The organism is Streptomyces sp. NPDC005774, from assembly GCF_042871645.1.
Classification (GTDB): domain Bacteria; phylum Actinomycetota; class Actinomycetes; order Streptomycetales; family Streptomycetaceae; genus Streptomyces; species Streptomyces pratens.
The window spans coordinates 19,355-45,085 of the sequence record NZ_JBIAIV010000017.1; the positions used below are offsets into that span (position 1 = coordinate 19,355).

Annotated in this window: 18 protein-coding genes and 2 pseudogenes; 10 read left to right on the top strand and 10 right to left on the bottom strand. The window is 71.2% G+C overall.

What is annotated here, in order from left to right:
- Positions 1–77: 77 nt before the first annotated feature.
- On the bottom strand, positions 78–2,084 hold the full coding sequence (locus ACFYQA_RS17680) for a Xaa-Pro dipeptidyl-peptidase (RefSeq protein ID WP_388918138.1): 2,007 nt from the start codon (positions 2,082–2,084) through the stop codon (positions 78–80).
- A gap of 216 nt (positions 2,085–2,300) precedes the next feature.
- Here ACFYQA_RS17680 and ACFYQA_RS17685 point away from each other — a divergent pair, with 216 nt between their 5' ends.
- Positions 2,301–3,032 (top strand): MerR family transcriptional regulator, encoded by a 732-nt coding sequence (locus ACFYQA_RS17685; protein ID WP_388918141.1) that lies wholly within the window; start codon positions 2,301–2,303, stop codon positions 3,030–3,032.
- A 39-nt stretch (positions 3,033–3,071) separates the two neighbouring features.
- On the opposite strand, the gene ACFYQA_RS17690 is transcribed toward ACFYQA_RS17685, so the two are convergent.
- From ACFYQA_RS17690 to mmpA, 4 genes and pseudogenes are all read right to left on the bottom strand, one after another.
- Positions 3,072–5,267 carry a 3-hydroxyacyl-CoA dehydrogenase NAD-binding domain-containing protein gene (locus tag ACFYQA_RS17690; protein ID WP_388918144.1) on the bottom strand — a complete coding sequence of 732 codons (2,196 nt, stop codon included), beginning with the start codon at positions 5,265–5,267 and terminating at the stop codon, positions 3,072–3,074.
- A gap of 101 nt (positions 5,268–5,368) precedes the next feature.
- Positions 5,369–6,583 (bottom strand): acetyl-CoA C-acetyltransferase, encoded by a 1,215-nt coding sequence (locus ACFYQA_RS17695; RefSeq protein WP_388918147.1) that lies wholly within the window; start codon positions 6,581–6,583, stop codon positions 5,369–5,371.
- Entirely contained in the window at positions 6,580–7,800 is a 1,221-nt protein-coding gene (locus ACFYQA_RS17700; RefSeq protein WP_388918150.1) for a CaiB/BaiF CoA transferase family protein, read from the bottom strand. Before ACFYQA_RS17700 ends, ACFYQA_RS17695 begins: the two co-directional genes overlap by 4 nt.
- Positions 7,801–8,175: 375 nt before the next feature.
- Positions 8,176–8,315, bottom strand: a pseudogene (mmpA, locus tag ACFYQA_RS17705) (morphogenic membrane protein MmpA); the annotation flags it as partial.
- A gap of 189 nt (positions 8,316–8,504) precedes the next feature.
- On the opposite strand from mmpA, the gene ACFYQA_RS17710 reads away from it, so the two are divergent.
- Positions 8,505–8,720 (top strand): hypothetical protein, encoded by a 216-nt coding sequence (locus ACFYQA_RS17710; protein ID WP_388918153.1) that lies wholly within the window; start codon positions 8,505–8,507, stop codon positions 8,718–8,720.
- Here ACFYQA_RS17710 and ACFYQA_RS17715 read toward each other — a convergent pair.
- The gene (locus ACFYQA_RS17715) at positions 8,717–9,511 is read right to left on the bottom strand and encodes an endonuclease V (protein WP_388918156.1); all 795 of its coding nucleotides are present in this window, start codon (positions 9,509–9,511) and stop codon (positions 8,717–8,719) included. The genes ACFYQA_RS17710 and ACFYQA_RS17715 overlap by 4 nt on opposite strands.
- 323 nt (positions 9,512–9,834) lie before the next feature.
- Between ACFYQA_RS17715 and ACFYQA_RS17720 the strand changes: the two genes are divergently transcribed.
- From ACFYQA_RS17720 to ACFYQA_RS17740, 5 genes and pseudogenes are all read left to right on the top strand, one after another.
- Positions 9,835–10,251, top strand: a complete 417-nt coding sequence (locus ACFYQA_RS17720) for an SsgA family sporulation/cell division regulator (RefSeq protein WP_386395400.1) — start codon at positions 9,835–9,837, stop codon at positions 10,249–10,251.
- Positions 10,252–10,326: 75 nt separating this feature from the next.
- The gene (locus tag ACFYQA_RS17725; protein WP_388918159.1) at positions 10,327–11,541 is read left to right on the top strand and encodes a GDSL-type esterase/lipase family protein; all 1,215 of its coding nucleotides are present in this window, start codon (positions 10,327–10,329) and stop codon (positions 11,539–11,541) included.
- 383 nt (positions 11,542–11,924) lie between these two features.
- On the top strand, positions 11,925–13,592 hold the full coding sequence (locus ACFYQA_RS17730; RefSeq protein WP_388918162.1) for an ABC-F family ATP-binding cassette domain-containing protein: 1,668 nt from the start codon (positions 11,925–11,927) through the stop codon (positions 13,590–13,592).
- A gap of 374 nt (positions 13,593–13,966) precedes the next feature.
- Positions 13,967–14,212: pseudogene (locus tag ACFYQA_RS17735) on the top strand (N(G),N(G)-dimethylarginine dimethylaminohydrolase); the annotation flags it as partial.
- A 188-nt stretch (positions 14,213–14,400) separates the two neighbouring features.
- Positions 14,401–15,375: an acyl-ACP desaturase gene (locus ACFYQA_RS17740; protein ID WP_388918165.1), complete on the top strand. Its 975-nt coding sequence runs from the start codon at positions 14,401–14,403 to the stop codon at positions 15,373–15,375.
- Positions 15,376–15,510: 135 nt separating this feature from the next.
- Here the strand turns inward: ACFYQA_RS17740 and ACFYQA_RS17745 are convergent, their stop codons facing one another.
- The 3 genes from ACFYQA_RS17745 to ACFYQA_RS17755 all read right to left on the bottom strand — a co-directional run bounded on the left by ACFYQA_RS17745 (position 15,511) and on the right by ACFYQA_RS17755 (position 18,164).
- Positions 15,511–15,759: a WhiB family transcriptional regulator gene (locus ACFYQA_RS17745; protein WP_386395407.1), complete on the bottom strand. Its 249-nt coding sequence runs from the start codon at positions 15,757–15,759 to the stop codon at positions 15,511–15,513.
- A 225-nt stretch (positions 15,760–15,984) separates the two neighbouring features.
- On the bottom strand, positions 15,985–17,025 hold the full coding sequence (locus ACFYQA_RS17750) for a LacI family DNA-binding transcriptional regulator (RefSeq protein ID WP_388918168.1): 1,041 nt from the start codon (positions 17,023–17,025) through the stop codon (positions 15,985–15,987).
- Positions 17,026–17,162: 137 nt separating this feature from the next.
- Positions 17,163–18,164: a multicopper oxidase domain-containing protein gene (locus ACFYQA_RS17755; RefSeq protein ID WP_388918171.1), complete on the bottom strand. Its 1,002-nt coding sequence runs from the start codon at positions 18,162–18,164 to the stop codon at positions 17,163–17,165.
- A 259-nt stretch (positions 18,165–18,423) separates the two neighbouring features.
- On the opposite strand from ACFYQA_RS17755, the gene ACFYQA_RS17760 reads away from it, so the two are divergent.
- Positions 18,424–20,925, top strand: a complete 2,502-nt coding sequence (locus tag ACFYQA_RS17760; protein ID WP_388918174.1) for a ThuA domain-containing protein — start codon at positions 18,424–18,426, stop codon at positions 20,923–20,925.
- An 8-nt stretch (positions 20,926–20,933) separates the two neighbouring features.
- Entirely contained in the window at positions 20,934–23,147 is a 2,214-nt protein-coding gene (locus ACFYQA_RS17765; protein WP_388918420.1) for an OmpL47-type beta-barrel domain-containing protein, read from the top strand.
- Between the two features lie 120 nt (positions 23,148–23,267).
- Here ACFYQA_RS17765 and ACFYQA_RS17770 read toward each other — a convergent pair whose 3' ends face one another.
- Positions 23,268–24,458 carry a zinc-dependent alcohol dehydrogenase gene (locus ACFYQA_RS17770; protein ID WP_388918177.1) on the bottom strand — a complete coding sequence of 397 codons (1,191 nt, stop codon included), beginning with the start codon at positions 24,456–24,458 and terminating at the stop codon, positions 23,268–23,270.
- Between the two features lie 233 nt (positions 24,459–24,691).
- Here ACFYQA_RS17770 and ACFYQA_RS17775 point away from each other — a divergent pair, with 233 nt between their 5' ends.
- On the top strand, positions 24,692–25,705 hold the full coding sequence (locus tag ACFYQA_RS17775; RefSeq protein WP_388918180.1) for a DUF3048 domain-containing protein: 1,014 nt from the start codon (positions 24,692–24,694) through the stop codon (positions 25,703–25,705).
- The last annotated feature ends 26 nt before the right edge of the window (positions 25,706–25,731 follow it).

Genomic DNA, 25,731 nt, shown 5'->3' on the forward strand with positions numbered 1-25,731 from the left:
ATGGCGATCGAAAGGACCACGCATCCGCCCGAATCGGTGATCGGTCGTACGCAAGGACATGACCGGCAGCGCGCGGGTCACTCGGCTCCGGACACACCTCCGCCTTCTCCCGGAACGCGCCGGACGGTGTGCGCGGGACGTACGCCGTCCCGGACGGTGGCATCCGACGCGGCCCCGGACCCGGTGGAAGCGCCCGCTGTGGGCGTGTTGGCGGTGGCGCGGGCGAAGGCTGCGGTTCCGCCGGCGACCGGGACGCTCACGGAGGTGCGGGCGAGGCCGAGGGTGAGGGCGGGGGTGTCCGCCGGGGGGTCGATCAGGCCACGGTCCGTGCCCGCGACGATCAGAGCGAGACGGTGGCCTTCGGGGACGACGTGGTCGGTGGCGGCCAGGTCGAGGGTGATGGTGTAGCGCTTGCCCGGGGTGAGCGGGGCCCCCTTGCCGTCCGGGGCGTGGTTGCCCAGGTCGGCCCAGCCCCGGCTGACGATCGTGTGACCGACGTCGGCGGTCCTGGCCCGGGTCTCCCGGTAGCAGGCGCTGTCGCCCTCGGTGCTCGCGCCCCAACAGGTGCGGTCGGCGAGGGTGGTGATGCCCTCGCCCGCGGCGGCGTAGTCACGGATCGTGTCGGGGCCCAGGTCGACGAGGACGGCGGACAGGTGTGCCGTGGGCGTGCTGGGGGTCACGGTGACGGTGGCCTCGGAGGCGCCGGACACCCTCAGGTCGCGGGAGAGCGGCCCGGTGACGAAGCCGGCCTTGTCCGGTGTCGATGTGTCGATACCGGCGGCCCAGTCGGTCTCGCCGAGGCTCGGGTCGTCGGTGAACGTCTCGGTGCCGCGGCCCTTGCGCAGGCCCAGCGTGCCGACTCCGTCCTCGCTGCCGTGGGCGGGGCGCAGGGTCGCGGTGCGGGTGCCGCGCGGCGGCCAGCTCTTCGAGGTGACCCAGTGGTCGGGCCGGCGCTCGATGTCGGCCATGGGCTCGCGGTCGATGCCGTTGTCGAGGCCGAGGAGTTCGTGGTCGAACCAGCGGTGCAGGGTGTCCACCCAGTCGGCGCGGCGGAAGTCGAACGGGTCGACGTGTCCGGTCCGGGAGAGCCAGATCTTGCGGTCGACGCCGTTCTTCGCGAGCGCGTCCCACCACGGGCCGACGTGCTGCATCCGTACGTTGAGGTCCTGCATGCCGTGCACGAGGAAGACGCTGGCCTTCACCTTCTTCGCGGCGCGCACGTAGTCGCGCTCGGTCCACAGCGGCGTCAGGTCGCCGGTGCGCGGGGCGCCGTCGACGAGCTCGCGCTGGACCGCCCCGCACCGCGCGCGGGCGTCCGGGCTCTCCACGTAGTTCGACAGCCAGTCGGGGCCGGAGTCGTAGAGCGGGGCGCCCTTGGTGAAGTAGTAGTCGTACCAGGAGGAGATGGCGGCGATCGGCACGATCGTCTCGAGGCCCTCGACCCCGGTGGCGGCGACGCCGTTGGCGATGGTGCCGTCCCAGCTCTTGCCGATCATGCCGGTGCGGCCGTTGGTCCAGTCGGCATCCGCCCGCTCGGCGCCGGTGCGGGTGGTGTAGGCGGTGCCGCGGCCGTTCAGCCAGTCGACGACGGCCTTCGCGGACCGGATGTCGGAGCGTCCGCCGACATCCACACAGCCGTCGGAGCGGTTGGTGCCGGCCAGGTCGACGCCGACGACGGCATAGCCGCGCGGCACGAAGTAGTTGTCGTAGAACAGCGGCATCCGGACGACGTCGCCGTTCGCGTCGTACGTCTTGCGCTCGCTCTCGTTGCCTCGCCCGCAGCAGGAGTAGTACGGGCTGGCGTCCATGATGACGGGGACCTTCCGGCCCCGCTGCGCGGGTTCGGCGGGGCGGACGATGTCGACGGCGACCCGGTCGGTCCGTCCGTCGCCGTCCTCGTCGAGCCCGGTGTCCACCCAGACGGCCTCGCGGATCGCGTCGTCATAGGAGTGGACGGGCCGGCTCTCGCGCGGCGCGGTGCCCGCCGCGGTCGCCGTCGTGGGGGTGAGCAGCGTGGCCGTCAGGGCGGCCAGGGCCACCGTCACGAGCGGTCTCCAGGTCGTGAAGCGCGTGCGTATCGGCATGCGCGGACGGTACAACGGTCAACTCGTGTGCAGAAGGGGGCATCTGACGGCCCGTGGGCGCACGAGCGGAGCCGGAAACCGGAAAACCGGCCCGGCGCGCGGGAAGCGGCGAACGAGAGCCGGTGCTTGGGGGCCGGCCGCGCGGAGGGGCAGCGCGCGGAAGCCGTACGGGCGGTGAGATGTCGCACCACTGGTGAGACAGTAATACTGCTGTGCATGACGACCGACATCGAGGAGCCGGCCCTCACCATCGACGAACTGGCGGCGCGGGCCGGGGTCACTGTGCGGACGGTCCGGTTCTACGGCAGCAAGGGGCTGCTCCCGCCGCCGGTGATCGGGCCGCGCCGCGTCGGCCGCTACGGGCAGGAGCACCTGGCCCGGCTGGCACTGATCGAGGAGCTGCAGCGGCAGGGCATGACGCTGGCGGCCATCGAGCGCTACCTGGGGCAGCTGCCGCCGGATCTGAGTGTGCGGGACCTCGCGATCCAGCGCGCGGTGGTGGCCTCCTGGGCGCCCGACACGGTGGAGAAGGTGTCGCGCGGGGAATTGGAGCGACGGGCGGGGCGGGCGCTGGGCGACGAGGATCTGCGGCGGCTGGCGGCACTGAACGTCGTCGAGCGGGACGGCGAGGACTTCCGGGTCGACGCGGGGCTGCTGCGGCTCGGCGTCGAGCTGCTGGACGTACCGCTGACGCACGAGACGATCCTCGAGGCCCGTACGACGCTCACCGAGCACGCCCGCGCGGCCGCCCAGGAGCTGTCGCGGCTGCTGCGGGACGCGGTGGCGGAGCGGGACCCGCGGGACGTGAAGTCGCTCTCCGCCCATATGCACCCGCTCGTGGTCCAGGCGCTGCTCACGGCCTTCCAGCGGTCGCTGCGCGAGGAGCTGCGGGAGTGGCTGGACGGCGGGGAGGGTACGGAGACGGGGACGGCGGAGACCGGAGGCTGATGCTCCTGTCCCCGCCGGCCGGCCGCACGCACCGGAGGGTCAGCGGGCGTCCGTGAACCGCTCCCCCTTCTCCGCCTTGTCCACCAGCAGCGCCGGCGGTGCGAAGCGCTCGCCGTACCGCTCGGCAAGTTCACGCGCGCGGGCCACGAATCCGGGCAGCCCGGTCCCTCCCCCGGTGCCGCCGTCGTAGCCGTTGATGTACTGCAGGACGCCGCCGGTCCAGCCGGGGAAGCCGATACCGAGGATGGAGCCGATGTTGGCGTCGGCGACCGAGGTCAGCACGCCCTCCTCCAGGAGTCGGACCGTGTCCAGCGCCTCGGCGAACAGCATCCGCTCCTGCATGTCCCGGAACGGGATCTCGTACCCCGGCTCGGTGAAGTGCTCGCGCAGGCCGGGCCACAGGGCGTCGCGCTTGCCGTCCTCCTTGTACGTGTAGAAACCCGCGCCGCCGGCGCGGCCGGGGCGGCCGAACTCGTCGACCATGCGGTCGATGACGGCCTCGGCGGGGTGCGCGGTCCAGGTGCCGCCGACCTCCTCGACGGCCCGCCTGGACTCGTTACGGATCTTGCGCGGCAGGGTGAGGGTCAGCTCGTCCATCAGGGAGAGCACCTTGGCGGGGTAGCCGGCCTGGGCGGCGGCCTGCTCGACGGAGGCGGGCTCGATGCCCTCGCCGACCATGGCGACGCCCTCGTTGATGAAGTGGCCGATGACCCGGGAGGTGAAGAAGCCGCGGCTGTCGTTGACGACGATCGGCGTCTTGTTGATCTGCCGGACCAGGTCGAAGGCCCGGGCGAGCGCCTCCTCGCCGGTCCGCTCGCCCTTGATGATCTCGACGAGCGGCATCTTGTCCACCGGGGAGAAGAAGTGCAGCCCGATGAAGTCGCTCTGGCGTTCGACACCTTCGGCGAGGGCGGTGATGGGGAGGGTGGAGGTGTTGGAGCACAGGAGCGCGTCGGGGTCGACGACGTCCTGGATCTCCTGGAACACCTTGTGCTTGAGGGCGGTGTCCTCGAAGACGGCCTCGATGACCGCGTCGCAGCCGGCCAGGTCCCCCGCCTCGGCGGTGGGAGTGATCCGCGCGAGCAGCGCGTCCGCCTTCTCCTGGGTCGTCCGGCCGCGGGAGACGGCCTTGGCGCACAGCTTCTCGGAGTACGCCTTGCCCTTGGCGGCCGCTTCCGGCGTGACGTCCTTCAGGACGACGTCGATGCCCGCGCGGGCGCACGAGTAGGCGATGCCGGCGCCCATCATCCCGGCGCCGAGCACGGCGACCTTGGCGACCTTGCGGGGCTCGATGCGCTGGGGACGGTTGGCACCGGAGTTGACGGCCTGGAGGTCGAAGAAAAACGCCTGGATCATGTTCTTCGACGTCTGTCCGGCGGCCAGCTCGACGAAGTAGCGGGCCTCGATGACCTGGGCGGTCTCGAAGTCGACCTGGGCGCCCTCGACGGCGGCGGCGAGGATGTTGCGCGGCGCCGGGTAGGGGGCACCGTTCGTCTGCTTGCGCAGGTTGGCCGGGAAGGCGGGCAGGTTGGCCGCGAACTTGGGGTGGGACGGGGTGCCGCCCGGGATGCGGTAGCCGGGCCGGTCCCAGGGCTGGGCGGACTCGGGGTTCGCGTCGATGAAGGCGCGGGCCTTGGCGATCAGTTCCTCGCGGGTCTCGGCCACGTCGTCGACGAGACCGTTCTCCAGGGCGCGCCGCGGGCTGTACTGGGTGCCCTGGAGCAGCACCTTCAGCAGGGCGTCGGTGATGCCGAGCAGCCGGACGGTGCGGACGACGCCGCCGCCCCCGGGGAGGAGGCCGAGGGTGACTTCGGGACAGCCGATCTTGGAGCCTGGTGCGTCGAGGGCGATCCGGTGGTGGCAGGCGAGGGCGAGTTCGTAACCGCCGCCGAGGGCCGCTCCGTTGATGGCCGCGACGACCGGCTTGCCGAGGGTCTCGATGCGGCGCATCTGGCGCTTGATCGCCATGCCGCCGTCGAACAGGTCCTGCGCCGTCTCGGGGGTGACCTCGATCAGGTCACGCAGGTCACCGCCGGCGAAGAAGGTCTTCTTCGCCGAGGTGAGGATGATGCCGCGGATGCCGTCCTTCTCCGCCTCCAGACGGTCGGTGATCACCGCGAGGGAGTCACGGAACGCCTGGTTCATGGTGTTCGCGGACTGGTGGGGATCGTCGAGGACGAGGGTGACGACGCCGGTGTCGTCCTGTTCCCAGCGGATGGTGGGGGTGTCGGTCATGACAAGGTCTCCGTAGAAGTCGCTCGGGTCACTCGAGTCGCTCGGGTCGCTCTGGGCGCTCTGGGCACTCTGGGCGCTCTGGTCCGGGTTCTGCCGGGGCTTCAGAGGCGCTCGACGATGGTGGCGATGCCCATGCCGCCACCGACGCACAGGGTGGCGAGGCCGTAGCGCTTGTCCTGGCGCTCCAGCTCGTCGACGAGGGTGCCGAGGATCATCGCGCCGGTGGCGCCGAGCGGGTGGCCGAGCGCGATGGCGCCGCCGTTCACGTTGACCTTGTCCAGCGACAGGCCCATGTCCTTCACGAAGCGCAGCACGACCGCCGCGAAGGCCTCGTTGATCTCGACGAGGTCGATGTCGTCGATGGTCAGTCCGGCCTTGGCGAGCGCCTTGCGGGTGGCGGGGGCGGGGCCGGTGAGCATGATGGTGGGCTCGGAGCCGGACACGGCGGCGGAGACGATCCGCGCGCGGGGGGTGAGCCCGTACCGCTCACCGACCTCCTTGGTGCCGATGGCCACGAGGGAAGCGCCGTCCACGATGCCGGAGGAGTTGCCCGCGTGGTGGACGTGGTCGATCTTCTCCACCCAGTGGTACTTCTGCAGCGCCACCGCGTCGAAGCCGCCCAGCTCGCCGATGTCCGCGAAGGACGCTTTGAGCCCCGCGAGGGAGTCGGCGGTGGTACCGGGGCGCAGGTGCTCGTCGTGGTCGAGGACGACGAGCCCGCTGCGGTCCTTCACCGGGACGACGGACCGCGCGAAGCGGTTCTCCTTCCAGGCGGTGGCGGCGCGCTCCTGGGAGAGGGCCGCGTACTCGTCGACGTCGCGCCGCGAGAAGCCCTCGATGGTGGCGATGAGGTCGGCACCGATGCCCTGGGGGGCGAAGTTGGTGGCGAGGTTGGTCATCGGGTCGTTGAACCAGGCGCCGCCGTCGGAGGCCATCTTCACCCGGGACATGGATTCCACGCCGCCGGCCAGGACCAGGTCCTCCCAGCCGGAACGGACCTTGGCGGCGGCCAGGTTGACGGCCTCCAGGCCGGAGGCGCAGAAGCGGTTCTCCTGGACGCCGGCGACGGTGTCGGGCAGCCCGGCGGCGATGGCGGCGATCCGGGCGATGTCGGAGCCCTGGTCGCCGACCGGGCTGACGACGCCGAGCACGACGTCGTCGATGGCGACCGGGTCGAGGTCCGGGAAGCGGTCGCGGATCTCGTGGATGAGGCCGACGACCAGGTCGACGGGCTTCGTGCCGTGCAGGGCGCCGTTCGCCTTGCCGCGCCCGCGTGGGGTGCGGATCGCGTCGTACACGTACGCTTCGGTGCTCACGGGGAGGCCTTTCGCTGAGGGGGTCGGGGCGCGGACAGCAGTCGGGGGACGTCCCAGTCGCGGGCCACGTCGTCGGTGTCGGTGCCCGGCCGGGCGGGCCCGGTGCGGACGCTGGTGGGGGTGGCGGAGAACCGCGGGGCCGGTGCGGGCTGGGTGATACCGGCGTGGTCGATGAAGGTGGAGCGGGCGGCGAGGTGCGGGTCGTGCGGGGCCTCGCGCAATGACAGGACGGGGGCCACGCACGCGTCGGAGCCGTCGAAGACGGCGGTCCACTCGTCGCGGGTGCGTTCCTTGAAGCGGGCGGTGACCCGCTCGCGCAGGGCGGGCCACCGGGTGACGTCGGTGCGGGCCCCGGAGAACCCGAGCCCGTTCCCGTCCTCATCGCCCTCGTCCTCGTCCTCGATGCCGAGCAGCCGCAGGAACTCGTCGTAGAACTGCGGTTCGAGCGCGCCCACCGCCATGTGCCCGCCGTCGGCCGTCTCGTATGTGCCGTAGTACGGGCAGCCGCCGTCGAGGAGGTTGGCCCCGCGCCTGTCCTGCCAGGCTCCGGCGGCGAGCATGCCGTGGATCATGGTGGACAGGTGGGCGGTTCCGTCCACGATGGCGGCGTCGACGACCTGCCCGGTGCCGCCCAGGCGCGCGTGGTGCAGGGCCGCGAGAACGCCGACGACGAGGTAGAGGGAGCCTCCCGCGTAGTCGCCGAGCAGGTTGGCCGGAACGGCCGGCGGCCGGTCGGGACCGCCGATCATGCCGAGGGTGCCGGTGCGGGCGATGTACGCGATGTCGTGTCCCGCGCGGTCCGCCAGCGGCCCCTGCTGGCCCCAGCCGGTCATCCGGCCGTAGACGAGGCCCGGGTTGCGGGCGTGGCAGTCCCCGGGGCCGACGCCGAGGCGCTCGGCGACACCGGGGCGGAAGCCCTCGACGAGGATGTCGGCGCGCTCGGCCAGGTCGAGGACACGGCCGGCGCCGTCGGGAGCCTTCAGATCGACGACCACGGAGCGCTTGTTGCGGTTGGTGACGTCGTACGCCGGGTCGATACCGAGTCCGGGGCCGCCGGGGCGATCCACGCGGACGACGTCGGCACCCAGGTCGGCCAGGAGCATCGCGGCGAACGGGCCGGGACCGATCCCGGCCAGCTCGACCACCCGCACGCCGGTCAGCGGCCCCTGCCCCGGCGACCGCGCGGGTGCAGGTGCGGGCACCTGTGCCTCCGTCATCACACCCCCAGCTTTGACACAACCGATGTCACACCGATGATGCTAAGAACACCTTCCATTCAGCACAAGAGCAGGCGAGCAAGCGCTTGGCCACTGTTCGCCACTGTACGGCGCGACCCGTGCTCCCGCCCGGCTCAAGTGTCGTCCGGTTCCGCCACCGGACGCTCCGACGCGACGGTGCGGCAGGCCTCCTCCACCCGGTCGCGGAGCAGTCGGCGGCAGGCACGCCCTTCGGCACCGGCGGGGCGGCGGGGATGGAGCGACATGGGGATGGAGGACGGCGACGAGGGGGCGGTGGAGCGCGGGCCCGCAGAACGTCAGCAGCGAGGGGGCCGGGCGGCTCCGCCGGTCCGGAGCGCCGCGCCTCTCCTGGAAGGGCCGCTCCAGCACTGTGTAGATCATCCCGGCGATCCAGCCGACGCCCGCCAGGACGGCGAGGGCCAGTCCGAAGGCCATCGCCCGCCCGGTGGGCCGGGCGGGGGGGCAACCGGCTTGGAGGCACGGCGTGTTGTCATGCCTTCAGCCTGCCGATCGAGTGGCGGCCCGGCATCCGTACGGGTACTCAGGTGTACGTATCCGGTTCGCGTCGCCCCGTGTCCGCCCGCGGCGGCACCGAGTGGGGACTTTCCGGTGCCAGGTCCGGGCCGGTCGGCGACACTCTCCGCACAAGTGCCAAGAAGGAGTTCAATGGAACACTTGAAGGCATGCGATTTCTGCTCGAAGTGGACATGGACGACGAGGCGTTGGCGAAGGACCCCGTGGGTGAGCTGGGGCGGATCCTGCGCTACTGGGGTGGGAACCTGCGCCACTACCCGATGACGGCCGGTGACGGGTCGGAGATCTACGACTCCGAGTACCGCGAGGTGGGCCGTTGGCGCATCGAGCAGGGCGGGGGTGAGGAGCGGGAGGGAGCCGCTTAGGGCCTGTCCGGCTGATCGAGCCGGGCTCGCGGGCCTCGGTCCCCGGTCCGGCCCGGCCCGGAGGGAAGACCCCGGTCCGTGCCCCGGTCCGTGCCCGGGTCCGCGCCCACTGCCTCCCGGAGGGCCCTGCGGCACAGGGCGTCCGCCCGGCGGGTGGTCTCCGGGAGGCGGTGGGCGGGAGTCAGCGCGAGGGTGTGGGCGCAGGCGTTGGCGAGGCCGACGCGATGGCCGACCGAGACGAAGACCGGTTTGACGGAGTCCCTGGTGCGCAGGGCACGGCCGACCTCCTCGGTGCCGGCGAGCAGCGGGGCCGTGCTGCCGCGCGGGGTCGCCGGGGCCGTGAAGGTGAAGGTGAACGGGTTCTTGGCGACGCCGATCGTCGGCAGGCCGGTGAGGACCCCGAGATGGCTGGCCAGGCCGAAACGGCGGGGGTGTGCGAGCCCGTAGCCGTCGCAGACGACCAGGCCCGGCGGGCACGGCAGGGCGTCGAGGGCGGCCAGCACGGTGGGGATCTCCCGGAAGGCCAGCAGGCCGGGCACGTACGGGAAGGAGATCCGGCCGACGGCCGTCGCCTCGGCGACGACCTCGAGGCTCGCCCCGTCCAGGACGACGGCGGCCGCCGCGACGAGGTCCCGCTCGTCGTCGTACGCCACGTCGACCCCGGTGACCCGGCCCGTCCCGGGCGGCGGGCCGGGCTCGTCGAGCACCACCCGCCCGCGCAGTCCCTCCTGGACCGCACGGGCCGCTTCCTCGGTCGTGGGCCGGCCGTCGGGGATGCGTACGCTCGTCATGATGGCGACGAGCCTACGGGTCCGGAGGACTTCGCGCGTCGGAGCCGACTCCTGCTCATGTCCGGCCGCCCCCGCCCCCGCGGCACCTGGCCTCCTCGTCCCGTGAACCGGTCCTGCACCCTCCCGGGTACTCGACACCCACGGCACCCCGCACATGCCGCATGCAACACCCGTCCCGGGGAAGCCTGATCACACCGGCACATGGAGGCGGTGACAGAGGTCACGCTGTTCCGGTGGGCACGGATCGGCCGATTCCGTCGTCTCTTTGAGTAGCCCGCCCTATCCGCCCGGAAGCTGTCCAGCCGTCACGAGGGAGCAAGGCGTTGTCCACCGTCATCGACCAACCCGTCGAGGCCCGTCTCGTCGCCGCCGCGCCGCGGATGGCAAGTATTCCCGCCACTCTGCATTACGACCGGAGCGATCCGTTCGCCGTCCGCATGTCCTTCCCCGCTCCCGCCACCCTGGAAGGCGTCGAGGTCTGCTGGACCTTCGCCCGCGAGCTGCTCACCGCGGGTCTGCACGAGCCCGAGGGCCACGGCGACGTCCGTGTGCGGCCGTACGGCTACGACCGGACCGTGCTGGAGTTCCACGCTCCGGAGGGGACCGCCGTCGTGCATGTCCGCTCGGGCGAGATACGCCAGTTCCTCGAGGCGACCAGCGAACTCGTGCCGGCCGGTCTGGAGCACCTCCAGCTCGATCTGGACCACGATCTCGCCGAGCTGATCCGCGACGCCTGCTGAGCCACGACCACCGACCCGCGACAGCCGACGGGATAAATGTTTGCGGATGGCCGGCGCGCTTGACAGCCTGCGACCATGAGTACCCCCCACGACCCCGTCAACGGTTCCTCCCCCACTTCTCCGGCGGAGGGCTGGATCACCACCCCGCTCACCGAGGAGCTGCTGCGCGGCGCGCTCGAGCTGGAACGGACCGCGCAGGGCGTGCAGCCGCACCGGTTGCCCGCCCGGGCCCGCGCGCAGAGCACCGACGGTCAGCTGGCCATGGCGGAGGCACAGACGTCCGGCGTCCGGCTGGTGCTGCGCACCCGGGCCACGGCCGTGGAACTGGACGTGCTCCGCACCAAGATGGCCTACGAGGGCGCTCCGCCCCGTCCGGACGGTCTCTACGACCTGCTGATCGACGGCGAACCGGCCGGGCAGACCCGTGCCCCCGACGGCAACGTCCTGCTGATGAACATGGCCACGGGCTCCGCCGAGCTGCGGCCGGGCCCCGTGGGCACGGTCCGGTTCACCGGACTGCCGGGCCGTGACAAGCGCGTCGAGATCTGGCTCCCGCACAACGAGATGACCCAGCTGGTCGCCCTGCGCACCGACGCCTCGGTGACGCCGGTGGCCCCCGGGGACCGCAGGGTGTGGCTGCACCACGGCAGCTCGATCAGCCACGGATCCGACGCCGCGAGCCCGACCACGACCTGGCCGGCGCTGGCCGCCTCGCTCGGCGGGGTGGACCTGGTGAACCTGGGGCTGAGCGGCAGCGCCCTGCTCGATCCGTTCACCGCGCGGGCCATGCGGGACACGCCCGCGGACCTGATCAGCGTCAAGATCGGCATCAATCTGGTCAACACCGATCTGCTGCGACTGCGTGCCTTCGCTCCGGCGGTGCACGGCTTCCTCGACATGATCCGCGACGGCCACCCGACGACGCCGCTGCTGGTCGTCTCGCCCATTCTGTGCCCCATCCACGAGGACACCCCGGGCCCGAGCCTTCCCGACCTCAGCACCCTGGACGAGGGCCGGCTCCGGTTCACGGCCATGGGGGATCCCGAGGAACGGGCCACCGGAAAGCTGACCCTCAACGTCGTACGGGAGGAGCTGGCCCGCGTGGTGAGGCAGCGGGCGGCCGACGATCCGTATCTGCGCTACCTGGACGGCCGGGAGCTGTACGGCGAGGCGGACCACACCGAGCTGCCGCTGCCCGACGCGCTGCACCCGGACGCCGCCACGCACCGTCGCATGGGCGAGCGCTTCGCGGAGCTGGCCTTCGGCGCCGACGGGCCGTTCACCGGCTGAGCCGGCCGGCCCGTCCGGCGCCCTTGCGCCCTGCGGGCCTGCGGGCCTGCGGGCCTGCGGGCCTGCGGGAAAAACGCGTTGACACCCGTTCCCGGCCCTTCGTACGGTGTACAACGCTTCTGTTGCCGTCGATTGGAGAAGGACGTTGCTCGTCTGAGGTTCTGAGACACCGCGTCACACCCATGTGGTGTGCACGCAGCGTGCGACCTCGGCATACGAGCCGTCCTTGCGGAACAGGGCTTTTTTCATGCCCGCGCCTTCCCGTCCGGCTCCCGGTCGTCCGACCGTCGTCGCCCGGCGGCCGTCGTCGTGCGGCGGTCGCCCTCCCGCGGTGTCTCGATACGCGTTCGCCCCGACCGCACCACGCAACCGCGGAGGCCCGCATGACCGCATCCATCACCTGTACCGCCCTGTCCTTCACCTGGCCCGACGGGTCCCCCGTCCTCGATGGCATCGACGTCGCCTTCGGCCCCGGCCGGACCGGCCTCATCGGCGTCAACGGATCAGGAAAATCGACCTTGCTGAAGCTGATCGCCGGTGAACTCCGGCCGGCCGACGGCACCGTCCGCGTCACCGGTGAGGTGGGGTATCTGCCGCAGAACGTCACGCTCGACACCACGCTGAGGGTCGACGAGACGCTCGGCATCGCCGCCCGGCGGGCCGCGCTGCACGCCATCGAGGCGGGCGACGTGGCCGAGGCACACTTCGAGACGGTCGGCGACGACTGGGACGTGGAGGAACGCGCCCTGGCCACGCTCGGCGAACTCGGCCTGGGAGGCATCGGGTTGGACCGCACCATCGGCGAGGTCTCGGGTGGCGAGTCGGTGCTGCTGCGACTGGCCGCGCTGCTGCTGCGCCGGCCCGACGTGCTGCTGCTCGACGAACCCACCAACAACCTCGATCTGTACGCCCGAAGGCGGCTCTACACGGCTGTGGGGAACTGGCCCGGCGTCTTGGTCGTGGTCAGCCACGATCGCGAACTGCTGGAACTGGTCGATCAGATCGCCGATCTGCGCCGAGTGAACACAGCGGCGCGCAGCGCCTCGGCTGAGGGTGGTGGTGGGAGACGGGTGGGAGAGGTGACCTGGTACGGCGGCAACTACACGGCCTACGAGGAGGCGCTCGCGGTCGAACAGGAGGCGGCCGAGCGCATGGTGCGGGTCGCCGAGGCGGACCTGCGCAAGCAGAAGCGTGAACTCGTCGACGCTCAGGTCAAGTTGGCACGTCGTAAGCGGTATGGGCAGAAGATGTGGGACCAGAAGCGCGAGCCGAAGATCATCATGGGCGCCCGCAAGCGCGCGGCCCAGGAGTCCGCGGGCAAGCACCGCATCATGCACGAGGAGAAGCTCACCGGGGCGAAGGAACGGCTCGACGAAGCGGTGGAGGCGGTACGGGACGACGACGAGATCCGCGTCGACCTGCCGTACACGGCCGTGCCGCCGGGACGTACCGTCCTCACCCTCACGGACCTCGAACTCGCCCACGGCGCACGGGTGGGCGGCTTCGAGCTGCGGGGCCCGGAACGGGTCGCGCTGATCGGGCGCAACGGCGCGGGCAAGACCACGCTGCTGCGCACCGTCGCGGGCGAGCTCCCGCCGGTGTCCGGGGAGGCGACGGCACAGGTTCCGCTGCGGTTCCTGCCACAGCGCCTGGATGTCCTCGACGGCGAGCTGAGCGTCGCCGACAACGTGGCACGGTTCGCGCCGGGTGCCACCGACAACCGGATCAGGGCCCGCCTGGCCCGCTTCCTGTTCCGGGGCACCCGCGCCGACCAGAAGGCGGTGACGCTCTCCGGCGGTGAACGCTTCCGGGCGACGCTGGCCGCGCTGATGCTGGCCGAACCGGCGCCGCAGCTGCTGATGCTGGACGAGCCGACCAACAACCTCGACATCGCCAGTGTCCGGCAGCTCACCACGGCATTGGAGTCGTACGAGGGGGCGCTGATCGTGGCCGGCCACGACCTGCCGTTCCTGGAGTCGGTCGGGATCACGCGCTGGCTGCTGATGGAGGAGGGAGAGCTGAAGGAGATCGCACCGGAGGCCGTCGGATGACCCGGGCGGGGCAGGCGGGGCGGGTGAGGCAGGTGAGGCGGGCAGGGCGATGAGGCCCGTGTGACCCGCGTGTGACCTGTACGGGCCGGTAACCGGTGGAAGATCACAGGGCCGACGGGGTGACCCGGGCCGGGTTCGCCCTGCATGATGGCTGCGCCGGCACCCGGGGAACCGGCCGGCCCACCGGCGCCCTCGGTACCGCCCGACCTGCCCCGTCCGCTACGGAGTCACGCACGTGCCCAGCAGAAGGCTCTCGTCCGCCCCCGGCCCCCGACCGGTCGAAGGGCCGGTGACCCACGTCGGACGGGAGGGCGTCGACGTCGACCGCGCGGTGGGGCAGCGCGAGGCGTACTCCGGGGTTCTGCGCGACCACGGCCGGGAGCCGGCAGGTGCGGGCGACGTTCGAGCCCCCGGACGCCCGGGTGGTCGCGCTGCCCGTGCGCAAGGTGCCGCACCTGAAGACGGCGGGGACCGGCTGCTGACGGCGGCGCGCGCCGAAGACGGCGGAGCTGTTCACGGACCTCGGCTACGCGCCGGTGCCGGTGGATATCGGGGAGTCCGAGAAGCTCGAGGGCCGCGTCACCTGCCTCTCGGTGCGGCTGCGGGACCTGTACGCCTGACGGGTGACCCCGCTTACGCCTGACGGGTGACCCCGCTTACGCCTGACGGGTGACCCCACTGATCAGCAAGCTTTACAGCGCGCTTAACCTACGGTTTCGTAACCTACGGTTTCGTAGCCTACGATGCCGTAGGTTACCGGCGCCGCTCGCCGTTACCCTGTGCCTGTCCCCGTCCCCTGGAGTACCTCATGTCGATCACCTCTCCCCCCCTCGGCAGCTCTTCCGGTTGGACCGACGCCCGGCTGCTGTACGCGCTGGAGGAAGTGGTCGAGAAGGAGCTCAACCGGCACCTGAAGGTCACCAAGGACTGGATGCCGCACGAGTACGTGCCGTTCAGCGACGCCCGTAACTTCCCCGGCTTCTTCGAGGACGGCGAGGCCTGGGAGAAGCGGCAGTCCAAGGTCACCGAGGTCGGCCGGATCGCGCTGGTGGTGAACCTGCTGACCGAGGACAACCTGCCGAGCTACCACCACGAGATCGCCACGCTGTTCGGCCGCGAGGGCGCCTGGGGCACCTGGGTGCACCGCTGGACCGCTGAGGAGGGCCGGCACGGCATCGTGATGCGGGACTACCTGCTCGCGTCGCGGGCGGTGGACCCGGACAAGCTGGAGCAGTTCCGCATGGCGCACATGAGCGAGGGCTTCGAGTCGGACAACCGTCACTCGATGCTGCACTCGATCGCCTACGTCGCGTTCCAGGAGCTGGCCACCCGTATCTCGCACCGCAACACCGGCCACCAGTCCGGTGACCCGGTCTGCGACCGGATGCTGGCCCGCATCGCGACCGACGAGAACCTCCACATGGTCTTCTACCGGAACCTGCTCAAGGCCGCCTTCGAGCTCGCCCCCGACCTCACGATGCAGGCGGTGCGGGACGTCGTCGTGGACTTCCGGATGCCGGGTCACGGCATTCCCAACTTCGAGCGGGCCGCGGCGCAGATGGCGATCGGTGAGGTCTACAACCTGCGCATCCACCACGACGACGTGCTCCAGCCGGTGATCCGCTTCCTGAAGGTCATGGAGATCGACGGGCTCGGTCCCGAGGGCGTCAAGGCCCAGGAGGAGCTCGGCCTGTTCCTCGGCGGTCTGGACTCCGAGGCGAGCAAGTTCGACGAGAAGCTCGCGGCGCGCAAGGCCCGGATGGCGGCGCGGGCGGCCGGCTGACCCCGCCTTCCCGACGACAGCGGTGGGCCGCCCCGGCGACGGGGCGGCCCACCGTCGTCGTTTCCCCGGCCAGAGTCCCCCCTTGGGCCCTTCTCGGGCCTCCCTCGGGGTCTCTGCGACCGCAGTCCTGGGCCGTCAGCGCCGGGGCGTACGCCGCAGAGCCAGCCGCTCCTTCTCGGAGAGTCCACCCCAGACGCCGAAGCGCATGTCGTTGGTCATGGCGTAGTCGAGGCAGGTGGCCCGGATGGGGCACAGACCACAGATCCGCTTGGCGTCACGGACCGAGCTGCCGGGCTCGGGGAAGAAGAAATCTCCCCCGGTCTGCGCGCACAGGGCTTCCTCCTGCCACGCGAGGTCGGGCGACGCGATGGTGTCGATGTGCATGCCCGCCAGCGTGCCGAACGGTGAAAAACGTTCGATCAACGACGGATCAACGCGGCGCCCCGGGCCTCGGACCCCGGGCCCACGCTTGCCCTCGCGCCCGCATCGGCACCCACACCCGCTCCGACCGCACGAACGATGCCCGTACCGGCGCCGAAGCACACGGCGGCGCGCGAAGTGTTCTCGAGCGAAGGCGCGGGTGCCGTCGGCCGGGGCCGGCCGCGGGCCTCACGCGGAGGCGCGGCGTACCAGGGTCGTCGGGAAGATCACGCTGGAGGGGGCACCGCCCACGGTCTCGCGTGCGGCGGCGGTGCGGTCGAGGCCGCGCAGCAGGAGCCGGGCCATCAGCCGGCCCATCTCCTCGATGTCCTGGCGGACGGTGGTCAGCGGGGGGTCGGTCTGCTCGGCGAACGGCAGCATGTCGTCGAAGCCGACCACCGCCACGTCGTCCGGCACCCGCAGCCCGTGCTCGCGCAGCACCCGCAGCGCGCCCACCGCCGTGAGGTCGTTGGCGGCGAACACGGCGTCCAGGCCGGGGCAGCTCTCCAGCAGCTCCCGCATCGCCCGCTCGCCGCCGGCCAGGGTGAAGTCGCCCTCCGCGACGAGCCGCGGATCGGCGTCGGCCATGGCGTCCCGGTAGCCGTCCAGCCGGTCCACGGCGGAGGTCTGGTCCAGGGCGCCGGTGATGTGCGCGACCCGGCCGCGGCCGAGGCCGAGCAGGTACCGTACGGCGTCGCGGGCGCCGCCGCGGTTGTCGCTGTCGACGTAGACGACGCCGTTCCTGCCGCCGGACCAGTCGGGCCGGCCGCCGAACACGACCGGGACCCCCGCGCGCTGGATCAGCTCGGGCAGCGGGTCGTCGAGGTGCAGGGAGAAGACCAGCGCGCCGTCGACGTGGCCGCCGGCCAGATAGCGGGCGACGCGGGCGTGGTCGTGGCGGCCCTCGGTGAGCAGCAGGACGAGCTGGTTGTCGTGTGCCGTCAGTTCCCTGCTGATGCCGCGCAGCTGGCGGGCGAAGAAGGGGTCGGCGAAGACGCGGCTCTCGGGTTCGGCGACGACGACGGCGATGGCGTCGTGCCGGTTCGTCACCAGGCTGCGGGCGGCCTGGTTGGGCACGTAGCCGAGCTCCTCCACCGCCGTCCGGACCCGCTCGGCCAGGGGTTCGGTGACGCCGTCGGCACCGTTGACCACGCGGGAGACGGTGGCCCGCGAGACCCCGGCCCGCGCGGCCACGGCCTCCAGGGTGGGGCGCGACACTGTCTCGGACACGTCGGGGGCTCCTCATCTGCGGCTGCGGATCAGGATAGCCCCGGCGCCCCGGGCGGTGAGAGCGCTCTCACCCGAGGGCCCCGCCATATGCCCGCATCCCTGCCCCGCAGCCACCCCGCGGCGCGGCCCGAACCCCGTCAGTGCTCGTGTTTCCCGCTCTCGCTCTCCTTTGAGGCGCTCTTCTTGCCGTGTTCGTGTGCGTCCGGGTCGTAGCCGGGGATCGTGCCGTCCGGCTTCTTCACCAGGAACAGCCCGGTCATGCCCATGTCGGAGTGGCTCTGGACGTGGCAGTGGTACATCCAGGCGCCCGCTCCCACCCCCTCCCCCGCGATGATCTGGAAACCGAAGGAGTCCGCGGGTCCGACGATCTTGTTGTCGATGACCTGGCTCGGGTCGTCGGGTCCGGTGAGCATGCCGGTGCGGTTGTCGGCCCAGCGGTGACCGTGCATGTGAAAGGTGTGGTAGTACTCGCCGTGCGTGATCATGACGATCTCGACGCGGTCGCCGACGGTGGCCTCGAGGTCGGGGCCGGTGTGGGCGGGCCGGTTGTTGATCGTCATGTCGTTGAAGACGATGGTGTGCGTGCGGTCCGGCAGGACGTCTCCCTTGCGCCGCACGATCACCGCGCCGTACAGGCCGTTGCGGATGCCGCCGGTGCCGTGTTCCGTGCCGACGACATGGTCGTGGTAGTGCCAGTAGCCTGCGCTGCCCGACCGCCAGGTGCCGTCCGAGCGCCGTCCGGGCTTGTGGGTGCGCCAGGTGTAGGTGCGGGTGCCGCCGGGCTCGACGTCGCTGTGGTTCATCCTGGTGCCGTCGCTGGAGATCTCGTAGTCCAGGCCGTGGACGTGCAGGCTCACCGGTATGTCCATGGTGTTCTCGAACTCCACGTGCAGCGTGTCGCCCTCGTTGAGCTCGATCAGCGGGCCGGGGACGGACGCCTTGCCCTTCTCCAGGCCGTAGCCCATCTTCCCGCCGTCCAGGCGCTCGGCGTACAGCTTGATGCGCCTCACCTCGCCGCCCGCGGGAGCCGTCCTCGCCGGTGCCGGTGCGCTCACCGCTTCGGAGGATCCCAGGGACAACGATGTCGCCGCGACCGCGCCACCCAGCAGCACCCGCCGGTTGAAGCCGCGTCTGTCCATGCCGAACTCCCCTTACTCGTACGGGACTCGATGGTGCCGAGCATCGGAAGGCGCGCGCACGCCGGCCATGAAGTGACTGTCATGAACCTGAGAAACCGTAGCGGCCGCCCCTCCGTTTATCCACACTCAGGACAAAGTTCGTTTCATTGCGGCCATAGGTATTGGCGTGTGACGCAAAGAGGTCTAGCTTCCTTGACGCTGTTGCTGCGACCGAGGAGGGGTGGGTGGCCACGTGCGGTTCACATCGCATCAAGGACCCATGCGCTTGCACGGATTGAGCACGAGAAGCACGAGAGCGAACAGAACGAGGCGAAGGGCCTGGGCGGCGACCGTCGCCGCCGGGGTCGTCGCCGCCGGACTGCTGTCGGGCCCCGCCGCCAGTGCGCGCCCGGCCCCCGACCCGACCCTGACAACGATGTCGATCAAGTCGCCTCCGGGCGGCGCGAACGTACGAGTGCTGCTGTTCCACGGTTCGGCCGCGGCCGGCGACGAGTCGCCACTGGTGAACGCCGGGATCGAGGCGATCGAGAAGATCGGGCTGTCCGGTCCGGAGAACCAGCGGTTCCAGGTCACGGCGACGGACAACGCCTCGGTGTTCACCAACGACACCAGGCTGAGCCGCTTCAACGCGGTCGTCTTCCTCACCGGCGGCGGGGACGTCCTCGACCCGGCGCAGGAGGCGGGCCTGGAGGCCTACATGGAGGCCGGCGGCGGGTTCGTCGGCATTCATGACGCGGCCCGCGCGGAGCCGTACTCGGACTGGTTCACCGGTCTCATCGGGGCCCGCCCGGCCGCCTCTGGCCCGGAGAACGCACAACGGGCGACCGTCGAGGTCGGCGACCGGCGGCACCCGGCGAGCAAGAGCCTGCCGCAGGAGTGGAAGCGGCCCGACAAGTGGCTGAACTGGCAGCGGAACCCGTCCGGCGAGGTGCACACCGTCGCCAGGGTCCGCGAGTCGACCTACCTGCCGGGGGCGAGCGCCAACGGCGCGGACCACCCAGTGAGCTGGTGCCGCGACTACGACGGCGGGCGGTCCTTCTACACCGGGATGGGCGGCACGGTGTCGTCGTACGACGAGACCGACTTCCGCGACCATCTGCGCGGCGCGCTGCTGTGGACCAGCCGGCTGGTCCAGGCCGACTGCAAGGCCACCATCAACGGCAACTACAAGGCGGAGCGGCTGACCCGGCCCAACCAGCCGGGGAAGAACGACCAGATCGGTGAGCCGCACGGACTGGTCACCGCCCCCGACGGCCGCGTCTTCCACATCGGCCGCGGCGGCGCCGACTCCTCGCAGCCCGTGGTCACCGACTGGAACAACCCGGACATCGGCAAGGGCACGGGCGAGATCCACGTCTACGACCCGAAGACCGGGAAGACCGCCCTCGCCGGGGCACTGACCGTCTTCGGCAACAAGGGCGGCGGCGACGAACTCGTCAAGGTCGAGGAGGGCCTGCTCGGCATCGAGCTGGACCCGCGGTTCGAGCGCAACGGGTGGGTGTACCTGCACTACACGCCCCACTCGGAGATCGACCGCGACAAGCGCATGGCCGACCGGCGGGTCTCGCGCTTCACGTTCGACGAGTCCACCGGCAAGCTGGACCTGGCCAGCGAGAAGGTCCTGCTCGACTGGCCGGTGCAGATCCACAGTTGCTGCCACTCGGGCGGCGGACTGGCCTGGGACTCCAAGGGCAACCTGTACATCGCCACCGGTGACAACAACTCCAGTGGCTTCAGCGGCGGTTACTCGGGCAACAACCCCGAGCCAAACTACAAGGGCGTCTCCTTCGCGGACGCGCGCCGCACGGCCGGCAACACCAACAACCTCAACGGCAAGATCCTGCGCATCCACCCGGAGCCGGACGGCACCTACACCCTCCCCGAAGGCAACCTCTTCACCGGTGAGGAGAGCGCCGAGGGCGGCGGCAAGACACGCGGCGAGATCTACGTGATGGGGGTGCGCAACCCGGCGCGCATCTCCGTGGACCAGCGGACCGACGCGCTCTACGCCGGCTGGGTCGGCCCGGACGCCGGTCAGCCGTCGACGACCTGGGGCCCGGCCAAGTACGACACCTTCGCCGTGATCACGAAGGCGTCCAACCGCGGCTGGCCGTACTGCATGGGCAACAACCAGCCCTACCGGGACCGCAATCTGCCCGATCCCTCCCAGCCGCTGGGCTGGTACGACTGCGACCACCCGAAGAACGAGTCGCCGAACAACGACGGTCTGGTCAATCTGCCGCCGGTGACCGGCAACAACATCTGGTACTCGCCGCAGGGCGGCGGCCCGGACTTCCCCCGGGACGCGAACGGTGTCCCGTCCTACAAGCAGGACGAGGCCACCTACCGGCTCCCCTGGCTCAAGGGCGGCGGCCAGGCCGCGATGAACGGGCCCGTCTACCGCTTCGACGAGGCGAGCGGCAGTAACACCAAATGGCCGGCCTACTGGGACGGCAAGTGGTTCGTCGGCGACTTCTACGACGCCGACCAGCCGCGCAACGCGGTGCTCATGAACCCGAAGACGCAGGGCGACGGCGGACTGCCGGTGCACTCGGAGTCGCTGAAGAAGATCGTGCCGGTCGGCAACGACGGCATCAAGAACCTGATGGACTGGAAGTTCGGTCCGGACGGCGCGCTGTACGTCCTCGACTACGGCCGCGGCTTCTTCACCTCGGACTCCAAGTCCGCGCTGTGGCGGGTCACCTACACGGGCGGCGGCCCGACCCCGGCCGCCGGTCAGCTGGCGAGGAAGGCCGAGTGAAACCAGTGATGCGTAGGCAACGAAGAGTCTGGGCCGCCCTGCTGGCCGCCCTCCTCATGATGTTCGGTCTGCAGACCGCTTCCGCCGCCGGTGAGCCGGAGGCCGGGCGGACGGGTAAGGCCGGGGCCGCGGCGGACCAGGTGCTCACCTGGACCGCGGGCAACGACATCGACAAGTACCTCTCGGCACCGGCGACCGCGGTGGCCGGACCGGCGACGATCGTCTTCGAGAACAGTGCGGCCACCGGCAACACCACCGGTATGCCGCACACGCTGACGTTCGCCACGTCGGACCCCGAGTTCAACAACGACGTCCAGCTGAACATCCTCGCCAACCCCGGTGACGCCCGGGGCGGCCGGCACACCGCCGAGGTCACGCTCACGCCGGGCCGCTACTTCTACCACTGCACGATCCCCGGCCACGGCGCGATGCAGGGCATCCTGGTGGTGACCGAGGGAAGCGGGGAGGACACCACCGCGCCCGAGGCGACGGCCGAGGTGACCGGCACGCAGAACGCCGAGGGCGCGTACGTCGGTTCGGCGAGCGTCGCCGTCGAGGCCACCGACGAGGGCTCGGGCGTCGACCGGATCGAGTACGCGATCGGCGCCGACGGCGCCTGGCAGCCGTACACCGCACCGGTGGTCGTCGACCAGGTCGGCACGCACACGGTGCGCTACCGCGCCCTGGACAGGGCGGGCAACGTCTCGGCGGTCAAGAGCGTCGAGTTCGCCGTCGTCGCCCCGCAGTCGGACGACACCACCGCCCCGGAGACCTCGGCGACGGTGGCCGGCGAGAAGAACCCCGACGGCGCCTACATCGACATGGCGACCGTCACCGTCAGCGCCTCCGACACGGGATCCGGTGTCAACACCATCGAGTACGCGGTCGGTTCCGGCGCCTGGCAGACGTACGGCGGACCGGTGATGGTGCATCAGATCGGCACTCACACGGTGCGCTACCGCGCCACCGACAAGGCGGGCAACGTCTCGGCGGTCAAGAGCGTCGGGTTCACCGTCGTCTCCGCGCCCCCGCAGGACACCACCCCGCCGGTGACGGGCGTGAGCGTCGAGGGGTCGAAGAACTCCGACGGCGCGTACGTCGGCAGCGCGAAGGTGACCGTCAGCGCCACCGACGCGCACGGCAGCGGCGTCGCCGGTATCGAGTACTCCCTCGACGGCGGGCCCTACCTGGCGTACACGCAGCCCGTGGTCGTCGACCGGGCGGGCCGGCACACCGTGGCGTACCGGGCGAGCGACAAGGCGGGCAACACCTCCGCACCGCTCACGGTGAGCTTCACCGTCGTGACCGGCCAGGTCCCCGCGCCGCCCTGCCCGGAGTACGACGAGCGGCTGACGGTGATCGTCGGCGAGGTCGACTCGGGTGTACCCAACCGGATCACCAACAACCGTTGCCGGATCGGCGAGTTGATCGAGGACGAGAAGGAGTGGACGTCCGGCGCGCTGTTCCTGAAGCACGTGAAGGGCGTGCTGGACAAGCTCAGGAAGGACGGTGTCCTCGACCAGCGCGAGTACCGGGCCGTCAACCAGGCGGCCCGCCAGTCCGGGATCGGCGAGCCGGGCCAGACCGACGGCTACCGAAAGATCCTCGACGGCAGCGCGGCGGCGTTCGCCAAGTGGCAGCAGGTGGGCGGTGGTTCGTTCACACTGAACCAGGACGGATCGATCACGTCCGGCACCACGAAGTCCGGGCTCGGCATGCTGTGGTTCCCCGAGCGCAAGTACGGCGACTTCTCGCTGAAGCTGCAGTGGCGTGACGACGCACCCGGCGCCGGGAACGCCAACTCCGGTGTGTTCGTGCGGTTCCCGCAGATCCACGACCACCCGGAGGAGACCCGGCCGGAGTGGGCCGCCATCAAGTACGGCCACGAGGTCCAGGTGTTCGACTCACCCACCGGCGACATGTACAAGACGGGTTCGGTCTACGGCTTCGACCGGGTGGGTCTGGCCGGCGCGGGTGTGACCCAGAAGGGCACCTGGAACGACTACGAGATCCGGGTGGAGGGCCAGCACTACTCGGTCCTGCGCAACGGTGTGCTGATCAACGAGTTCGACAACACCGGCGGTCAGGACTTCACCCCGCCGCGCTCGGACGACCCGGGCACGGACGGGCGGCGGTTCGCCTCCGGTTACGTCGGCCTCCAGGTGCACGGCACGACGGACGTGGTCTCGTACCGGGACGTCCGGATCAAGGAACTGCCGTGAAACCCCCGCTGTGACACGAACTGCCGTGACACAGCGCTGATTCACCCGTGAAAGCGAATCGGCACGCCGGTCGGGAAGCCGTGGTCCCGGGCTTCCCGACCCGGCTCGTCCGTACCCGGCTCACGGCTGCATGAGGACCTTGACCGCGCCGTCCCGCTTGTGCTGGAACATGTCGTAGGCCATGGGCGCGTCCGACAGCGGCAGGCGGTGGGTGGCGAAGTCCTCGACGCCGAGGGGGTCGTCGTCCGTGAGGTGGGGGATGATCTCGTCGCTCCAGCGGCGCACGTTCGCCTGCCCCATGCGTATCTGTATCTGCTTGTCGAACATGGTGAGCAGGGGCATGGGGTCCGCCGCGCCGCCGTAGACGCCGGAGATCGAGATGGTGCCGCCGCGGCGTACCAGGTCGATCGCCGTGTACAGGGCGGCGAGCCGGTCGACGCTGAAGCGTTCGGCCAGGGGACCGCTGAGTTTCCGGGGCAGCAGCGCCGCGGTGTTCTGCACCAGGCGGGCCACCGCGCTGCCGTGTGCCTCGGTGCCCACGGCGTCGATCACGGCGTCGGGGCCGCGCCCGTCGGTCCGGTCACGGATCGCGGTGACCAGTTCCTTCTCGTCGTCGAAGGAGCGCAGGTCGAAGGTTTCCACGCCCCGTTCCTGCGCCCGGCGCAGCCGTTCCGGGACCAGGTCCACGCCGAAGACCCGGCCGGCGCCCTGGAGCCGGGCGATCCGGCAGGCCATGTCGCCGATGGGGCCGAGGCCGAGCACGGCGATGCTGCCGCCCTTGGGGACGTCGGCGTAGGCCACCGCCTGCCAGGCGGTGGGCAGCACGTCGGAGAGGTAGACGAACCGGTCGTCGGACGGCCCTTCGGGGACCTTGATCGGACCGTACTGGGCCTGCGGGACCCGCAGGTACTCGGCCTGGCCACCCGGCACCGCACCGTAGAGGCGGGTGTAGCCGAACAGGGGTGCGCCCATACCCTCGGCGCTGACCTGGGTGGTCTCGCACTGGGTGGGCAGGCCCGTGAGGCACATCCAGCAGTTGCCGCAGGCGATCTGGAACGGCACGACGACACGGTCGCCGGCCTGGAGGTCCGGTACGCCGGCACCGACCTCCTCGACGATGCCCATGGCCTCGTGGCCGAGGATGTCGCCCGGGGTCATGAACGGGGTGAGCACCTCGTAGAGGTGCAGGTCGGAGCCGCACAGTCCGGTGGACGTGACGCGGATGACGGCGTCCGTCGGTTCCTCGATCCGCGGGTCGGGCACCTCCTCCACGCGAACGTCCCGCTTTCCCTGCCAGGTCACTGCCCTCATCGCCGCTTGCTCCCTGCGTCGTAGTGGCCGGTACGCCGTCCGTACGGTCCGCCGGTGCGCGCTGTGCGCCGTTCGTACGGCGGGCGCTCCGGGTACCCGGGTGGCCGATGCCGAATCGCTCCCACTGGGCCGATCGGCGGAAGCCCCCGCGCGGGAACACCGTCGATCACCTATGGCCACTGACGATCAGAAAAGCGCACAATCAAGACAACCGATGATGTGGGGCAGGCAGAGTGGCGACGGTGGGCACGGGACGAAGAGCACGCGCACGACGCGTCGCGACGGCGAGAGTGCTGCTGGCGACGCTGCTGGCGGCCGGTCTGGCGGCGGGCTGCACGGCGTCGAACGGTCCGGGGGACGACGGACGCGGGTCGCCGCGCACCTCACACCCGGCCGGGACGGACGAGACCCGCGGGGGCGACCGCCCGCCGGTCCTCGCGGTGAAGATCGACAACGCCCCGGCGGCCCGCCCCCAGACGGGCCTGGAGTCTGCGGACGTGGTGTACGTCGAGCAGGTCGAGGGCGGCCTGAGCCGGCTGATGGCGGTCTACGCCACCCGGCTGCCCGAGTCCGTCGGGCCGGTGCGCAGCGTCCGGGAGGCCGACCTGGAGCTGCTGCGTCAGTTCGACCGGCCGATCCTGGCGTTCTCCGGGGCGCAGGGCAGACTGCTGCCGCTGATCGACCGGGCACCGCTGGAGCCCCTGACTCCCGAGACGTCCGGTCCGGGGGCGGGCGTCTACGTCCGGGGCGCCACGCGGTCCGCCCCGCACAACCTCTTCCTCCAGCCCCGGCGTCTCTTGGACGGCCCGCCCGGCCGGGCCTCGCTGACCACCGGCTTCCGCAACGGCCCGCCGCCCTCCGGCGGTGAGCCCACGAGCACGCGCACGGTGCGCTATCCGGCGGCGCGCTTCACCTTCAGCTGGTCCGGCGCCCGCGACCGCTGGCTGGTCTCCATGGACGGCACACCCACGGTCACCGCGCGGGGTGAGCCGGTGGCTCCCGCGACCGTCGTCGTGCAGTACGTGACCGTCCGCCCGTCCGACTACCACGACTCCCGCGGCAACAACACGCCGTACACCGAGACGGTGGGCTCCGGGACGGCCACCGTGCTGCGCGACGGGCGCGCCCACGACGTCCGCTGGAGCCGCCCGGCCGCCTCGGGCGGCACCGCGTTCACGACGGACGACGGCACCGCGGTGAACTTCGCGCAGGGGCAGGTGTGGGTGGTCTACGCGAAGGCCGCCTGACCGGTGCGGAGCCGCCTGCGGGGCCA

What these genes read in the sequence shown, in the direction of transcription:
- ACFYQA_RS17680 (WP_388918138.1), bottom strand. Translation starts at nt 2,084, where the DNA reads ATGCCGATACGCACGCGCTTCACGACCTGGAGACCGCTCGTGACGGTG.
- ACFYQA_RS17685 (WP_388918141.1), top strand. Translation starts at nt 2,301, where the DNA reads ATGACGACCGACATCGAGGAGCCGGCCCTCACCATCGACGAACTGGCG.
- ACFYQA_RS17690 (WP_388918144.1), bottom strand. Translation starts at nt 5,267, where the DNA reads ATGACCGACACCCCCACCATCCGCTGGGAACAGGACGACACCGGCGTC.
- ACFYQA_RS17700 (WP_388918150.1), bottom strand. Translation starts at nt 7,800, where the DNA reads ATGACGGAGGCACAGGTGCCCGCACCTGCACCCGCGCGGTCGCCGGGG.
- ACFYQA_RS17710 (WP_388918153.1), top strand. Translation starts at nt 8,505, where the DNA reads ATGCGATTTCTGCTCGAAGTGGACATGGACGACGAGGCGTTGGCGAAG.
- ACFYQA_RS17715 (WP_388918156.1), bottom strand. Translation starts at nt 9,511, where the DNA reads ATGACGAGCGTACGCATCCCCGACGGCCGGCCCACGACCGAGGAAGCG.
- ACFYQA_RS17725 (WP_388918159.1), top strand. Translation starts at nt 10,327, where the DNA reads ATGAGTACCCCCCACGACCCCGTCAACGGTTCCTCCCCCACTTCTCCG.
- ACFYQA_RS17730 (WP_388918162.1), top strand. Translation starts at nt 11,925, where the DNA reads ATGACCGCATCCATCACCTGTACCGCCCTGTCCTTCACCTGGCCCGAC.
- ACFYQA_RS17740 (WP_388918165.1), top strand. Translation starts at nt 14,401, where the DNA reads ATGTCGATCACCTCTCCCCCCCTCGGCAGCTCTTCCGGTTGGACCGAC.
- ACFYQA_RS17745 (WP_386395407.1), bottom strand. Translation starts at nt 15,759, where the DNA reads ATGCACATCGACACCATCGCGTCGCCCGACCTCGCGTGGCAGGAGGAA.
- ACFYQA_RS17755 (WP_388918171.1), bottom strand. Translation starts at nt 18,164, where the DNA reads ATGGACAGACGCGGCTTCAACCGGCGGGTGCTGCTGGGTGGCGCGGTC.
- ACFYQA_RS17760 (WP_388918174.1), top strand. Translation starts at nt 18,424, where the DNA reads ATGCGCTTGCACGGATTGAGCACGAGAAGCACGAGAGCGAACAGAACG.
- ACFYQA_RS17765 (WP_388918420.1), top strand. Translation starts at nt 20,934, where the DNA reads ATGCGTAGGCAACGAAGAGTCTGGGCCGCCCTGCTGGCCGCCCTCCTC.
- ACFYQA_RS17770 (WP_388918177.1), bottom strand. Translation starts at nt 24,458, where the DNA reads ATGAGGGCAGTGACCTGGCAGGGAAAGCGGGACGTTCGCGTGGAGGAG.